Source organism: Variovorax sp. J2P1-31 (assembly GCF_030317215.1).
In the GTDB taxonomy this organism is placed as follows: Bacteria; Pseudomonadota; Gammaproteobacteria; order Burkholderiales; family Burkholderiaceae_C; genus Variovorax.
On record NZ_JASZYA010000005.1, the window covers coordinates 119,433 to 132,688 of the forward strand.

Below are 13,256 nucleotides of genomic sequence, written 5' to 3' on the forward strand. Positions count from 1 at the left end.
GACATGGATTCCGTCAACCCGACCGTCATCAACCTGATCATCTTCGTGCTGGCCATCTACGTGGGCTACCACGTGGTGTGGACCGTCACGCCCGCGCTGCACACGCCGCTGATGGCGGTGACCAACGCGATCTCCGCGATCGTGATCGTGGGCGCGATGCTCGCGGCCGCGCTCACCACCACGCCGCTGGGCAAGACCATGGGCGTGCTGGCCGTGGCGCTGGCCGCGGTCAACGTCTTCGGCGGCTTCCTCGTGACCCGGCGCATGCTGGAGATGTTCAGGAAGAAAGAGAAGAAGGCCCCGGCCGCCAACAAGCAGGGAGACGCAGCATGAGCATGAGCCTCGTCACGCTGCTGTACCTCGTTGCCAGCGTCTGCTTCATCCAGGCCCTGAAGGGCCTGAGCCACCCCACCACCTCCATCCGCGGCAACGTCTTCGGCATGACCGGCATGGCGATCGCGGTGCTGACCACGATTGCGCTGATCCATGGCCAGGCCAAGGCGCTGAACATCGACTTCGGCACCGGCATCGCCTACGTGCTGGTGGCGCTGGTCGTGGGTGGCGGCCTGGGGGCCTACATGGCCAACAAGGTCGAGATGACCAAGATGCCCGAGCTGGTGGCCTTCATGCACAGCATGATCGGCCTGGCGGCGGTGTTCATCGCGGTGGCCGCCGTGGCAGAGCCCTGGGCCTTCGGCATCACGGCCGCTCCGGTGGCCGCGGCCATCGGCAGCGTCACGGTCGATGGCGGCGCGGTGCTGATCGACGGCTTCCTGCGCTACGCCATCCCCACGGGCAACCGCCTGGAGCTGTTCCTGGGCGCGGCCATCGGCGCGATCACCTTCAGCGGCTCGGTGATCGCCTTCGGCAAGCTCTCGGGCAAGTACAAGTTCCGCCTGTTCCAGGGCGCGCCGGTGCAGTTCTCGGGCCAGCACATGCTCAACCTGGTGCTGGGCCTCTTGACCATCGCGCTGGGCCTGGTGTTCGTCTTCACCGAGAGCTGGACCGCCTTCTTCGCGATGCTGGCGCTGGCCTTCGTGATGGGCGTGCTGATCATCATCCCGATCGGCGGGGCGGACATGCCGGTGGTGGTGTCGATGCTCAACAGCTACTCGGGCTGGGCGGCGGCGGGCATCGGCTTCAGCCTGAACAACGCGATGCTGATCATCGCGGGCAGCCTGGTGGGCAGCTCGGGCGCGATCCTGAGCTACATCATGTGCAAGGCCATGAACCGCAGCTTCTTCAACGTGATCCTGGGCGGCTTCGGCGGCGAGGCGGTCACGGCGGGCGGCGGGGCCAAGGAGCAGCGGCCGGTGAAGAGCGGCAGCGCCGACGACGCGGCCTTCGTCTTGAGCAATGCCGAGACGGTGGTGATCGTGCCGGGCTACGGCCTGGCGGTGGCACGCGCGCAGCACGCGGTCAAGGAGCTCGCGCAGAAGCTCACCGACAAGGGCATCACGGTGAAGTACGCGATCCACCCGGTGGCCGGTCGCATGCCGGGGCACATGAACGTGCTCTTGGCCGAGGCCGAGGTGCCCTACGACCAGGTGTTCGAGATGGAGGACATCAACGGCGAGTTCGGCCAGGCCGACGTGGCGATCATCCTGGGTGCGAACGACGTGGTGAACCCCGCGGCGCACACCAAGGGCAGCGCGATCTACGGCATGCCGATCCTGGAGGCCTACAAGGCCAAGACGGTGATCGTGAACAAGCGCTCCATGGCCGCGGGCTACGCGGGCCTGGACAACGAACTCTTCTACATGGACAAGACCATGATGGTCTTCGGCGACGCCAAGAAGGTCGTGGAAGACATGGGCAAGGCGATCGAGTAGGCCGAGGAGGCCGCAAGGCCTTCGCCTGAAGACCGCAGGCGCCGCGTCGCGGCGCTTTCTTTTTTTCTCAAGTGGAGACAAGAACATGACGGACCGTCCCTGGCTCGCGAGCTATCCCCCCGGCGTCCCCGCCGACATCGACCCCTCGAGCTATGCCTCGCTGGTCGGCTTGATGGAGGAGAGCTTCTCGAAGTACGCCGACCGCGTGGCCTACAGCTTCATGGGCAAGGACATGCGCTATGCCGAGGTCGACCGGCAGAGCCGCGACTTCGCGGCCTACCTGCAGGGCCTGGGCCTGGTCAAGGGCGACCGCGTGGCGGTGATGATGCCCAACTGCCTGCAGTACCCGATCGCGGTGGCCGGCATCCTGCGCGCGGGCCTGATCCTGGTCAACGTCAACCCGCTCTACACCGCGCGCGAACTCGAGCACCAGCTGCAGGACAGCGGCGCGACGACCATCGTGATCATGGAGAACTTCGCGGCGACGCTGCAGCATTGCCTCGCGTCCACGCCGGTCCGCCACATCGTGCTGGGCGCCATGGGCGACCGGCTGGGCCTGCTCAAGGGCGCGCTCGTCAACTACGTGGTGCGCAAGGTCAAGAAGCTGGTGCCGGCCTACGAACTGCCGGGCGCGGTGCGCTTCAACAAGGCGCTGGGCGAAGGCGGGCGGCATCCGCTCAAGGCCCCGGTGGTCGGTCCCGACGACATCGCGGTGCTGCAGTACACCGGCGGCACCACCGGCGTGGCCAAGGGCGCGGTGCTGCTGCATCGCAACGTGATCGCCAACGTGCTGCAGTCCGAAGCCTGGAACTCGCCCGCGATGCAGAAGGTGCCGGCCGGCGAGCAGCCGACCAGCGTCTGCGCGCTGCCGCTGTATCACATCTTCGCCTTCACCGTGAACATGATGCTGGGCCTGCGCACCGGCGGCAAGGTGCTGCTGATCCCGAACCCGCGCGACCTCGCGGCCACGCTCAAGGAGCTGTCGAAGCACACCTTCCACAGCTTCCCCGCGGTCAACACGCTGTTCAACGGCCTGGCCAACCATCCCGATTTCGGCACCGTGAACTGGAAGCACCTGCAGGTCTCGGTCGGCGGCGGCATGGCGGTGCAGGGCGCCGTGGCCAAGCTCTGGCTCGAGAAGACCGGCTGCCCGATCTGCGAGGGCTACGGCCTGTCCGAGACCTCGCCCACGGTGAGCTGCAACCCGATCACCAGCACCGCCTACACCGGCACCATCGGCGTGCCGCTGCCGAGCACGCGCATGACCTTGCTCGACGACGCCGGCCACGAAGTGGCGCCCGGCGAGCGCGGCGAGATCGCGATCAAGGGTCCGCAGGTGATGGCCGGCTACTGGCAGCGCCCCGACGAGACCGCCAAGGTCATGACGGAGGACGGCTGGTTCAAGTCGGGCGACATCGGCGTCGTCGACGAGCGCGGCTTCTTCAAGATCGTCGATCGCAAGAAGGACATGATCCTGGTCTCGGGCTTCAACGTGTACCCGAACGAGATCGAGGACGTGGCGGCGCTGATCCCCGGCGTGCTCGAATGCGCGGCCGTCGGCGTGCCCGACGAGAAGACCGGCGAGGCGGTCAAGCTGGTGATCGTGCGCAAGGACCCGTCGCTGACCGAAGAGCAGGTGCGCGCCTTCTGCCGCGAGAACCTCACGGGCTACAAGCGCCCCAAGGTCATCGAGTTCCGCACCGACATGCCCAAGACGCCGGTGGGCAAGATCCTGCGCCGCGAACTGCGCGACGCAAAGCAGTAGGAAGGGCCGCAGGATGCACGCCGGGGCGGCGCCGATCGCCATCGTCGCGGCGATGCACGAAGAGCTGGCCGCGCTGCTCGAGCGCATGCCCGACGAGCGCAGGGTCACGGTCGCGGGCCGCGACTTCTGGCAGGGCCATCTGCAGGGCCATGAAGTGATCGCGGTGCTCGCGCGCATCGGCAAGGTGGCGGCCGCCACCACCGCCGCGGTGCTGGCCGAGCGCTTCCGCGTCGGCCGCGTGGTCTTCACCGGCGTCGCGGGTGGCCTCGGGCCCGGCGTGCGGGTGGGCGACGTGGTGGTCGCCGAGGCCTTCCTGCAGCACGACATGGACGCCTCGCCGATCTTCCCGCGCCACGAGGTGCCGCTCTACGCCAGAAGCCGTTTCCCGGCCGATGCCGAGCTCGCCGCCGCGCTGCGCGAAGCCGCCCGCATCGCCCTGCCGCAGGCCCGCGTGCACCACGGGCTGGTGATCAGCGGCGACCGCTTCGTGTCCACCACGGCCGAAGCGCACGCGCTGCAGGCCGAGCTGCCCGACGCCCTCGCCGTGGAAATGGAAGGCGCCGCCTTCGCCCAGGTCTGCCACGACTTCGACCTGCCCTTCGCGGCAGTGCGCACCATCTCCGACCGCGCCGACGACGCCGCCCACGGCGATTTCCTCGAGTTCATCCGCACCGTCGCGAGCCCGTATTCGGCTGCGATCGTGGATGCGCTGCTGCGCGCGTTGCCCAAACGCCAAGGGTAGACAAGCCCCAACGGTAGGAGGCGAGTCTTTACCAGAGATGCCGCGGAACCGGCTTCGCCGGGCCGCTGGCATCGCCCCCTTGAGGGGGAGGGCGAAGCCCTCGGGGGTGGTCTATTTCAACCAGCCCCGGCGCCGGAAGTACCACATCGGCACGAGCGCACTCGCCACCATCAGCGCGATCGCATAGGCATAGCCGTAGGCCCAGTCGATCTCGGGCATGACGCGGAAGTTCATGCCGTAGACGCTGGCGATCAGCGTGGGTGGCAGCAGCGCGACGCTGGCCACCGAGAAGATCTTGATGGTCTTGTTCTGGTTGATGTTGATGAAACCGACGGTTGCATCCATCAGGAAGTTGATCTTGTCGAACAGGAAGGCCGTGTGGTTGTCCAGCGACTCGATGTCGCGCAGGATCTGCCGCGCCTCCTCGAACTGCTCGGCGTTGAGCATCTTGCTGCGCATCATGAAGCTCACCGCGCGGCGCGTGTCCATCACGTTGCGGCGGATGCGCCCGTTCAAGTCTTCCTGGCGCGCGATGGCGCCCAGCACCTCGCCGGCCAGCTCGTCGCTGACGTTGCCCTCGAGCACCTTCTTGCCCGCCACCTCGAGCTCGTCGTAGATGTTCTCCAGCGTGTCGGCCGAGTATTCGGCGTCGGCGTCGAACAGCTTCAGCAGCACTTCCTTGGCGTCTTCGATCAGGCCCGGCGCGCGGCGCGCGCGCATGCGCAAGAGGCGGAACACCGGGATGTCCTGGTCATGGATCGAGAACAGCACGCCGCGGCTGCGCAGTTCGGCGTTGTGCTGGTTGAGGATGAAGGCCACGCGCACCGAGCGCGCGTTCTCTTCCTCGTCGATCAGGAAGTCGCTGCGGATGTGGAGCTCGCCGTTGTCTTCCTCGTAGAAGCGCGCCGATTCCTCGATGTCCTCGTCCATCGCGTCTTCGGGGATGGACAGGCCGTAGTACTGCTTGATCCAGCGCTTCTCCTCGACCGTGGGCGATTCGAGGTCGACCCAGATGGGCTGGAACTGTGACAGCTCTTCGAGGGCCTCGATTTCTTCCTGAACGAGGCGCCCGTTGGCAAGCGTGAAGATGTTGAGCATGGCTCACTCCCGTGAAAAGGTCTTGCGGTTGGCGGCGGGAAGGGCGCTTTCAAGACCCTCGCCAACGACGCTCAGGAGGGAGTTGAAAGCTGCCGAGACGGATAGCTTTCCATGCGGGTCTCCGGGGTTGCAGCGAGGCGCGATTATGGCACTGCAGCATGAGGCGCCGAAGTCGATGGCTGGATGAACATCCAGTACAGTAGCGCCTCGATGCAGCCTGCCGCCCATCCTGTTTCCGCCGTCCCCGCCACCCAGGCCGAGCGCCTGGCGGCCGCGCTCGCGACGCTCAACGAGGCGCAGCGCGCGGCGGTCGAGCACGGCGTGGGCGCGGCCCTCGCCGATGCGCGGCCCCTGCTGGTGATCGCCGGCGCGGGCTCGGGCAAGACCAGCACGCTTGCGCACCGCGTGGCGCACCTGGTGGCGCAGGGCGTCGATCCGCAGCGCATCCTGCTGCTGACCTTCTCGCGCCGGGCCGCGCAGGAGATGTCGCGCCGCGCCGGCCAGGTCGCGGCGCAGGTGCTGGGGCTGCGTTCCGATGCGGCGCCTTCGCTGCCCTGGGCCGGCACCTTCCACGGCATCGGCGCGCGCCTGCTGCGCGAGTACGCGACCCACATCGGGCTGGCCGAGAATTTCAGCATCCACGACCGCGGCGACGCCGAGGATCTGATGGGCCTGGTGCGCCACGAACTGGGCTTCTCGACCACCGCGAAACGCTTTCCGCAGAAGAGCACCTGCCTGTCGATCTATTCGCGCACCGTCAACACCTGCGGGTCGCTGGCCGAGGTGCTCGCGCATGCCTTCCCCTGGTGCGCCGAATGGGAGAGCGAGCTCAAGCGCCTGTTCGCGGCCTATGTCGAGGCCAAGCAGCAGCAGCACGCGCTTGACTACGACGACCTGCTGCTCTACTGGGCCGGCATGGTGGCCGAGCCCGCGCTGGCGGCGCTGATCGGCGAGCGCTTCGACCATGTGCTGGTCGACGAGTACCAGGACACCAACCGGCTGCAGGCCGCGATCCTGCAGGGCCTCAAGCCCGACGGGCGCGGCGTCACGGTGGTGGGCGACGACGCGCAGTCGATCTATTCCTTCCGCGGCGCCACGGTGCGCAACATCCTCGACTTCCCGGGCCAGTTCTCGCAGGCCGCGCGCATCGTCACGTTGGAGCGCAACTACCGCTCCACGCAGCCCATCCTCGACGTCTCGAACGCGGTGATCGCCGCGGCCGCCGAGCGCCACGCCAAGACGCTCTGGACCGACAAGCCCTCGGCCGGACGGCCGCAGCTGGTGCTGGTGCCCGACGAGGCGCAGCAGGCCCAGTGGGTGGCCGACCGCGTGCTCGCGCACCGCGAGGGCGGGCTGGCGCTCAAGTCGCAGGCCGTGCTGTTCCGCACCTCGTACCACAGCGCCGCGCTCGAGCTCGAACTGGCGCGGCGCAACATCCCCTTCGTCAAGTACGGCGGGCTCAAGTTCCTCGAGGCCGCGCACGTCAAGGACCTGCTCTCGGTGCTGCGTTTCGCGCAGAACCCGCGCAGCCGGATCGCGGGCTTCCGCGTCACCCAGCTGATCCCCGGCATCGGCCCGGTCACGGCCGCGCGGCTGCTCGACGCGATGGACGTGGCGGCCGATCCGGCGGCGGCGGTGCAGGCCTTCGTGCCGCCCGCATCGGCGCTGGTCGAATGGGCGCGCTTCGCCGAGATCTATGCCGCGCTGCGCGCCCCCTCGCTGGCCTGGCCGGCCGACATGGAACTCGCGCTGCGCTGGTACCTGCCGCACCTCGAACGCCTGCACGACGACGCCGGGCTGCGCCGCGGCGACGTCGAGCAACTGGCCCGCCTCGCGGCCGGCTACGGCTCGCGCGAGCGCTTCCTGACCGAGCTCACGCTCGATCCGCCCGAGGCCACCAGCGACCGCCCCGGGCCGCCGCTGCTCGACGAGGACTACCTGATCCTCTCGACCATCCATTCGGCCAAGGGGCAGGAGTGGACTTCGGTGCATGTGCTCAACGTGGTCGACGGCTGCCTGCCGGCCGACGTGGCCCAGGGCGCGCAGGAACTCGAGGAGGAGCGGCGCCTGCTCTACGTCGCGATGACGCGCGCCAAGGATCACCTGCACCTGCTGGTGCCGCAGCGCTTCTACGTGACGCAGCAGTCGGCCCGAGGCGACCGCCATCTCTATGCCGGGCGCAGCCGCTTCGTCACCGAGGCCGATGCGGCCCGTTTCGAGCAGCTCACCTGGCCGCCTCCGCCGCCACGCGCGCCCCACACGCCGCCACCGGCCGCGACCATCGACCTGCTGGCGCGCATGCGTGCCAGCTGGCGCTGACGCGCCGCGCCCACCCTGCCCGCAGAAGGGTCGTAAGCCCCTGCATCGCAGCGTTACCTTTGGTCCTCCTCGCGCTGGCAAGCGTTGCCGGCACGGCGTCCGGTGCTATGAATTCGGAAGCGGCCCGGGTGCCGCTCGGCGGGCCGGCCCGCCGAGGGATTGCATTCGCTTCGCGCCTTGGGCATAGTGAATCGACCCCTTCCTCTCTTTGCACATTTCTCTTCCCCTTCCCCCGTTTTCCTTCCCCCCGGTCGATGCGCCAATCCCGGTGCAGCGGCCATTTTTCCCAACCGTCAATTCCAGGAGGTCATTCATGAATCTGACGATCAGCGGTCATCACCTCGACGTCACCCCTGCACTGCGCAGCTACGTCACCACCAAGCTGGACCGGATCACCCGGCACTTCGATCAGGTGGTCGATGTCAAGGTGCTCCTCACGGTGGAAAAGCAGAAGGAGAAGGACAGCCGCCAGAAGGCGGAATGCAACATCCACGTCAAGGGCAACGACATGTTCGCGGAGTCGAGCCACGCTGATCTCTATGCCGCCGTCGACGAGCTGGTCGACAAGCTCGACCGCCAGGTCGTGCGCCACAAGGACAAGCTCCAGGACCACCATCACGCAGCACCCAAGCGTCTGATGTAAGGTTCGGCTTCGACCTGTTCGGGCAAATACTCTTGCGGGCCACCTTCGGGTGGCTCTTTGCTTTTTACGGCAGGGGTGCATAATCGCCCCCGCTCCGACCCCACCCATGAATCGCCTAGCGTCCATCCTGCCGCCCGCTCAAGTCCTCGTGAGCGTTGACGCCACCAGCAAGAAACGTGCTTTCGAGGAAGCCGGCTTGCTGTTCGAAAACCTCCATGGCCTGGGGCGTGCCCTGATCACCGACAGCCTGTTCGCCCGCGAACGGCTCGGCTCGACCGGGCTCGGCCACGGCGTGGCCATCCCGCACGGGCGCATCAAGGGCCTCAAATCGCCCATGGCGGCCGTGTTCCAGCTGGCCGACCCCATCGGCTTCGATGCGCCCGACGAGCAGCCTGTGGTGCTGCTGATCTTCCTGCTGGTGCCAGAGGCTGCGACCCAGAAGCACCTGGAGATCCTGTCCGAGATCGCCGAGCTGCTGAGCGACGCCGGCCTGCGCGAGCAGATCAAGTCCAGCACCGACGCGGCCGCGCTGCATGCGCTGATCGCGGGCTGGCAGTCGGCGCAGGTCGCCTGACCCCGGGGCGCCAGCCCCGGCCTGCGGCGGTCGTTGCCGCCGCGCGGCGTGACACCCCGTTTCTGCGCTTATTCTCTAGGGCATGAAACCCACCGTCATCAGCGCCGACGCGATGTTCGAGGAATTCCGCGGGCCGCTGCGCTGGGAGTGGCTGGCCGGGCTGGGCGCCTCCGAGCGCCAGTTCGACGCGGAAGTCATCAGCCGGGCGCAATCGGCGGCCGACCTGGTCGGCTACCTCAACTACATCCACCCCTACCGGGTCCAGATCCTGGGCGCGCGCGAGATCGCTTACCTGACCCGCGGCACGCCCGAGGACTGCGAGCGCCGCATCGCGCGCATCGTCACCCTGGAGCCGCCGGTGCTGGTGCTGGCCGACGGCCAGGCCGCGCCCGACGAGCTGCTGGCCATCTGCGAGCGCGCGCAGTTGCCGCTGTTCGCCACGCGCGACGGCTCGGCCTACGTGATCGACCTGCTGCGCGCCTACCTGTCCAAGCATTTCGCCGAGCGCACCTCGATGCACGGCGTGTTCATGGACATCCTGGGGCTGGGCGTGATGATCACGGGCGAGTCGGGCCTGGGCAAGAGCGAGCTCGGCCTGGAGCTGATCTCGCGCGGCAACGGCCTGGTGGCCGACGACGCGGTCGACCTGTTCCGCATCAACCAGAACACCATCGAGGGCCGCTGCCCCGAGCTGCTGCAGAACCTGCTGGAGGTGCGCGGCATCGGCCTGCTGGACATCCGCGCGATCTTCGGCGAGACCGCGGTGCGCCGGAAGATGCGGCTCAAGCTGATCGTGCACCTGGTGCGGCGCGACAGCTTCGAGCGCGACTACGAGCGCATGCCCGCGGCGCCGCTGACCCAGGACGTGCTGGGCATCGCGGTGCGCAAGGTGATCATCCAGGTGGTGGCCGGTCGCAACATCGCGGTGCTGGTCGAGGCGGCGGTGCGCAATTCGATCCTGCAGCTGCGGGGCATCGACACCTATGCCGACTTCGTGGCGCGTCACCACAAGGCGATGGAATCGGCCCAGGACTGAGCGGCAGGGCCTCTGCACGCGCAAAGCGCGTGTAAAGACCGGAAGCTTCTGTTACCTGCGGCTGGCGCAGTCGCCGCACAGGCCGTACAGGGACATCGCATGGTCCTGCAGGATCCAGCCCTTGTCCTTGGCGATGAGCTGCTGGCGGCGCTCGATCTCGGCGTCGTAGAACTCCTCGACCTTGCCGCAGGAGGTGCAGATCAGGTGGTCGTGGTGCGTGCCTTCGTTGAGCTCGTAGACCGCCTTGCCGCTCTCGAAGTGGCTGCGCTCCAGGATGCCGGCCTGCTCGAACTGCGTGAGCACGCGGTAGACGGTGGCCAGGCCGATGTCCGAGCGTTCGTTGAGCAGCACGCGGAACACGTCTTCGGCCGTCATGTGGCGCTGGCCACCGGTCTGGAAGATCTCGAGGATCTTCAGACGCGGCAGCGTGGCCTTGAGGCCGGTGTTCTTGAGTTCGTCGATATTGCCCATGGTCGTTCCTCAGCCAGCCGTGCATGCGGCCATCCGCAAAAAGGCCAGCCGCTACAATGGGTCGATCATATCGCTCCCCCTTTTTCCCATGCTTGCCAATTCCCAAAGCCGCCTGTGCCTACTGGCTGCCGCCGTCGTGGCGAGCGTGTCGCTCGGCGCCTGCAGCAGCGTGACCGACCGCACACGCGGCATGCTCTACGCCGTGACGCCCTACAAGGTCGAAGTGGTGCAGGGCAACTTCGTGTCCAAGGAACAGGTCGAGGCGCTCAAGCCCGGCATGTCGCGCCAGCAGGTGCGCGAGATCCTCGGCACCTCCCTGCTCACCGACGTCTTCCATTCGGACCGCTGGGACTACGTGTTCACCATCCGTCGCCAGGGCGTGGAGCCGCAGCAGCGCCGCTTGACCCTGTTCTTCAAGGGTGAATTGCTCGAGCGCTACCAAGGCGACCCGATGCCCAGCGAAGAGGAATTCGTGGCCGGCCTCGACGTGCGCAAGTTCAGCGGCAAGATCCCGCCGCTCGAGGCGACCGAGGAGCAGCTCAACAGGGCCGCCCCGGCCAAGACCGACGCCGCGCCGGCGGCGCCCGCGCCCCTGGCGCCGCTGCCGCCGAGCTACCCGCCGCTCGAATCCACGCGCTGACGAGGCGCCATGCCGGCCTGGGTGCCGGCCGTGCGCTGGCCAGCGCCCCGGGAACGCACCGCTGCGTTTGACCCGAACCCTCCCGAATCTGCTGAAGGCTGAATCCGCGTGACCGAACTCTCCGCCCCGTCCTCCTCCACGCGCCGCATCGCGATCGCCGGCGCCTCCGGCCGCATGGGCCACATGCTGATCGAGGCCGTGCGCAACGCCGACGACCTGGCCCTGGCCGGCGCGCTCGACCGTGCCGACAGCGAAGCGCTGGGCACCGACGCCGCGGCCTTCCTGGGCTTCACCAGCGGCGTGCCGATCGTGTCCGACCTGCGGGCCGGCCTGAAGGGCGCGCAGGTGCTGATCGACTTCACCCGCCCCGAAGGCACGCTGGCCCACTTGGCCGTGTGCCGCGAGCTCGGCGTGCAGGCCGTGATCGGCACCACCGGCTTCAGCGAAGCCCAGAAGGCCGAGATCGCCGAGATCGCCAAGGACATCGCCATCGTGATGGCGCCCAACATGAGCGTGGGCGTCAACGTGACCTTCAAGCTGCTGGAGCTGGCGGCCAAGGCGCTGTCGACCGGCTACGACATCGAGATCATCGAGGCGCACCACCGCCACAAGGTCGATGCGCCCTCGGGCACCGCGCTCAAGATGGGCGAGGTCATCGCCGACGCGCTGGGCCGCGACCTCAAGGAATGCGCGGTCTATGCCCGCGAAGGCATCACCGGCGAACGCGACCCCTCGACCATCGGCTTCTCGGCCATCCGCGGCGGCGACATCGTGGGCGACCACACCGTGCTGTTCGCCGGCACCGGCGAGCGCATCGAGATCACGCACAAGTCCTCGAGCCGCACCACCTACGCCCAGGGCAGCCTGCGCGCCGCGCGCTTCCTGGCCACGCAGAAAGCCGGCCTGTTCGACATGTTCGACGTGCTGGGCCTGAAGTAGGCTCTGGCGCCATGAGCGTGCTGCAGCTGCTGACCCAGGGCGACGGCGTCAGCCGCGCGGTGGCGGCGCTGCTGGTGGCGATGTCGGTGGCCAGCTGGATCGCGATCCTGCTCAAGGCCTGGCTGCTGCGCGGCGGCACGCGCGCGGTGCTGCGCAGCATCGCGGCCTTCTGGCAGTCGCCCACCCTGGCCGAGGCCGAACGCAGCGTGGCGGGCTTCGACGGCCCGCGGCTGGTGCTGCCGGCGGTCTCGGCGCTCCAATCCCTCGCCGGCAACGCCCAAGGCGCCACGCTGGGCCATGGCGGCGACCGCAACCAGCGCCTCACGCGCGCGCTGCGCGACGCGCTGCACTCGGCCTTGCGCCGCCTGCAATCGGGCCAGATCCTGCTCGCCACCGTGGGCGCCACCGCGCCCTTCGTCGGGCTGCTGGGCACGGTCTGGGGCATCCACGGCGCGCTCGCGGGCATCGCGGGGCAGACGGGAGGCTTCACCATCGACAAGGTGGCCGGCCCGGTGGGCGAGGCGCTGATCATGACGGCCTTCGGCCTGGCGGTCGCGATCCCCGCCGTGCTGGCCTACAACGTGTTCGGCCGCGTGATCGGCCGCATCGAGGCCGAGCTCGAAGGCTTCGCGCACGACCTGCTGGGCCTGTTCGGCGAGCCCGTCGCGCCGGCCCCGCCGCCGCCCGCGCGGCCCATGCCGGTCTAGCGCGTCGCACCATGGCCTTCGGTCGCTCCTCCCTGGGTTCCGCCACCGGCGGCGGCGGGCGCGCGATGGGCGCGGGCGGGCAGCGCCCGATGTCGGACATCAACGTGACGCCGCTGGTCGACGTGATGCTGGTGCTGCTGGTGATCTTCATCATCACCGCGCCGCTGATGGCCAGTTCGATCCGGCTCGACCTGCCGCGCACCGGCGCCGGCACCGCCAACGAGACGCCCAGGTTCGTCGGCCTGTCGGTCGATGCCAGGGGCCAGACCTTCCTCAACGACCAGCCGGTGACCGACGAGGAACTCGCGACCCGCCTGGCCCAGGCCGCCGCCGCCGACCGCGGCACCGAAGTCCAGCTGCGCGCCGACCAGACCGTGCCCTACGGCCGCGTGGTGGTGCTCATGGGCATCGCGAACAAGGCCGGTCTGAGCCGGATCGGCTTCGTGACCGAGGCGCCGCCGGCCGCCGAGAAGCCTCGCTGAGGTCTTTG

At 68.5% G+C, this 13,256-nt stretch carries 14 protein-coding genes; 12 read left to right on the forward strand and 2 right to left on the reverse strand.

Annotation, left to right across the window (positions count from 1 at the left end; all coding sequences use genetic code 11):
* The first annotated feature begins 3 nt into the window (after positions 1 to 3).
* From QTI20_RS29130 to QTI20_RS29145, 4 genes are all read left to right on the forward strand, one after another.
* Positions 4 to 333, forward strand: coding sequence for an NAD(P) transhydrogenase subunit alpha part 2 (locus QTI20_RS29130; protein WP_183023185.1), 330 nt, complete (start codon positions 4 to 6; stop codon positions 331 to 333).
* Positions 330 to 1,832 carry an NAD(P)(+) transhydrogenase (Re/Si-specific) subunit beta gene (locus QTI20_RS29135; RefSeq protein WP_183024258.1) on the forward strand — a complete coding sequence of 501 codons (1,503 nt, stop codon included), beginning with the start codon at positions 330 to 332 and terminating at the stop codon, positions 1,830 to 1,832. Before QTI20_RS29130 ends, QTI20_RS29135 begins: the two co-directional genes overlap by 4 nt.
* 85 nt (positions 1,833 to 1,917) lie before the next feature.
* Positions 1,918 to 3,597 (forward strand): long-chain-fatty-acid--CoA ligase, encoded by a 1,680-nt coding sequence (locus QTI20_RS29140; RefSeq protein WP_286555765.1) that lies wholly within the window; start codon positions 1,918 to 1,920, stop codon positions 3,595 to 3,597.
* Positions 3,598 to 3,610: 13 nt separating this feature from the next.
* Positions 3,611 to 4,339, forward strand: coding sequence for a 5'-methylthioadenosine/adenosylhomocysteine nucleosidase (locus QTI20_RS29145; protein ID WP_286555763.1), 729 nt, complete (start codon positions 3,611 to 3,613; stop codon positions 4,337 to 4,339).
* A gap of 111 nt (positions 4,340 to 4,450) precedes the next feature.
* Here QTI20_RS29145 and corA read toward each other — a convergent pair whose 3' ends face one another.
* On the reverse strand, positions 4,451 to 5,437 hold the full coding sequence (gene corA / locus QTI20_RS29150) for a magnesium/cobalt transporter CorA (RefSeq protein ID WP_183024261.1): 987 nt from the start codon (positions 5,435 to 5,437) through the stop codon (positions 4,451 to 4,453).
* Positions 5,438 to 5,647: 210 nt separating this feature from the next.
* Here corA and QTI20_RS29155 point away from each other — a divergent pair, with 210 nt between their 5' ends.
* The 4 genes from QTI20_RS29155 (at position 5,648) to hprK (ending at position 10,009) form a co-directional block, all read left to right on the forward strand.
* Complete coding sequence (locus QTI20_RS29155; RefSeq protein ID WP_286555915.1) at positions 5,648 to 7,756, forward strand: ATP-dependent helicase; 2,109 nt, start codon at positions 5,648 to 5,650, stop codon at positions 7,754 to 7,756.
* A 313-nt stretch (positions 7,757 to 8,069) separates the two neighbouring features.
* Positions 8,070 to 8,399: a ribosome hibernation-promoting factor, HPF/YfiA family gene (gene hpf, locus QTI20_RS29160; protein WP_183024262.1), complete on the forward strand. Its 330-nt coding sequence runs from the start codon at positions 8,070 to 8,072 to the stop codon at positions 8,397 to 8,399.
* 106 nt (positions 8,400 to 8,505) lie between these two features.
* On the forward strand, positions 8,506 to 8,973 hold the full coding sequence (locus QTI20_RS29165; RefSeq protein WP_183024263.1) for a PTS sugar transporter subunit IIA: 468 nt from the start codon (positions 8,506 to 8,508) through the stop codon (positions 8,971 to 8,973).
* Positions 8,974 to 9,055: 82 nt separating this feature from the next.
* Complete coding sequence (gene hprK, locus QTI20_RS29170) at positions 9,056 to 10,009, forward strand: HPr(Ser) kinase/phosphatase (RefSeq protein ID WP_183024264.1); 954 nt, start codon at positions 9,056 to 9,058, stop codon at positions 10,007 to 10,009.
* Positions 10,010 to 10,060: 51 nt separating this feature from the next.
* On the opposite strand, the gene fur is transcribed toward hprK, so the two are convergent.
* The gene (gene fur, locus QTI20_RS29175; RefSeq protein ID WP_183024265.1) at positions 10,061 to 10,480 is read right to left on the reverse strand and encodes a ferric iron uptake transcriptional regulator; all 420 of its coding nucleotides are present in this window, start codon (positions 10,478 to 10,480) and stop codon (positions 10,061 to 10,063) included.
* A gap of 88 nt (positions 10,481 to 10,568) precedes the next feature.
* On the opposite strand from fur, the gene QTI20_RS29180 reads away from it, so the two are divergent.
* From QTI20_RS29180 to QTI20_RS29195, 4 genes are all read left to right on the forward strand, one after another.
* The gene (locus QTI20_RS29180) at positions 10,569 to 11,120 is read left to right on the forward strand and encodes an outer membrane protein assembly factor BamE (RefSeq protein ID WP_286555759.1); all 552 of its coding nucleotides are present in this window, start codon (positions 10,569 to 10,571) and stop codon (positions 11,118 to 11,120) included.
* 108 nt (positions 11,121 to 11,228) lie between these two features.
* On the forward strand, positions 11,229 to 12,059 hold the full coding sequence (gene dapB / locus QTI20_RS29185) for a 4-hydroxy-tetrahydrodipicolinate reductase (RefSeq protein ID WP_286555757.1): 831 nt from the start codon (positions 11,229 to 11,231) through the stop codon (positions 12,057 to 12,059).
* An 11-nt stretch (positions 12,060 to 12,070) separates the two neighbouring features.
* Complete coding sequence (locus tag QTI20_RS29190; RefSeq protein ID WP_286555755.1) at positions 12,071 to 12,766, forward strand: MotA/TolQ/ExbB proton channel family protein; 696 nt, start codon at positions 12,071 to 12,073, stop codon at positions 12,764 to 12,766.
* A gap of 11 nt (positions 12,767 to 12,777) precedes the next feature.
* A complete protein-coding gene (locus QTI20_RS29195) occupies positions 12,778 to 13,248 on the forward strand; it encodes an ExbD/TolR family protein (RefSeq protein ID WP_286555753.1) in 471 nt (156 codons plus the stop codon).
* Positions 13,249 to 13,256 lie beyond the last annotated feature (8 nt).

Bases quoted from the DNA above. Each gene is read 5' to 3' on its own strand.
- QTI20_RS29145 (WP_286555763.1), top strand. From the start codon at position 3,611: ATGCACGCCGGGGCGGCGCCGATCGCCATCGTCGCGGCGATGCACGAA.
- QTI20_RS29140 (WP_286555765.1), top strand. From the start codon at position 1,918: ATGACGGACCGTCCCTGGCTCGCGAGCTATCCCCCCGGCGTCCCCGCC.
- hprK (WP_183024264.1), top strand. From the start codon at position 9,056: ATGAAACCCACCGTCATCAGCGCCGACGCGATGTTCGAGGAATTCCGC.
- QTI20_RS29135 (WP_183024258.1), top strand. From the start codon at position 330: ATGAGCATGAGCCTCGTCACGCTGCTGTACCTCGTTGCCAGCGTCTGC.
- QTI20_RS29155 (WP_286555915.1), top strand. From the start codon at position 5,648: ATGCAGCCTGCCGCCCATCCTGTTTCCGCCGTCCCCGCCACCCAGGCC.
- QTI20_RS29180 (WP_286555759.1), top strand. From the start codon at position 10,569: ATGCTTGCCAATTCCCAAAGCCGCCTGTGCCTACTGGCTGCCGCCGTC.
- QTI20_RS29190 (WP_286555755.1), top strand. From the start codon at position 12,071: ATGAGCGTGCTGCAGCTGCTGACCCAGGGCGACGGCGTCAGCCGCGCG.
- QTI20_RS29165 (WP_183024263.1), top strand. From the start codon at position 8,506: ATGAATCGCCTAGCGTCCATCCTGCCGCCCGCTCAAGTCCTCGTGAGC.
- hpf (WP_183024262.1), top strand. From the start codon at position 8,070: ATGAATCTGACGATCAGCGGTCATCACCTCGACGTCACCCCTGCACTG.
- QTI20_RS29195 (WP_286555753.1), top strand. From the start codon at position 12,778: ATGGCCTTCGGTCGCTCCTCCCTGGGTTCCGCCACCGGCGGCGGCGGG.
- corA (WP_183024261.1), bottom strand. From the start codon at position 5,437: ATGCTCAACATCTTCACGCTTGCCAACGGGCGCCTCGTTCAGGAAGAA.
- fur (WP_183024265.1), bottom strand. From the start codon at position 10,480: ATGGGCAATATCGACGAACTCAAGAACACCGGCCTCAAGGCCACGCTG.
- QTI20_RS29130 (WP_183023185.1), top strand. From the start codon at position 4: ATGGATTCCGTCAACCCGACCGTCATCAACCTGATCATCTTCGTGCTG.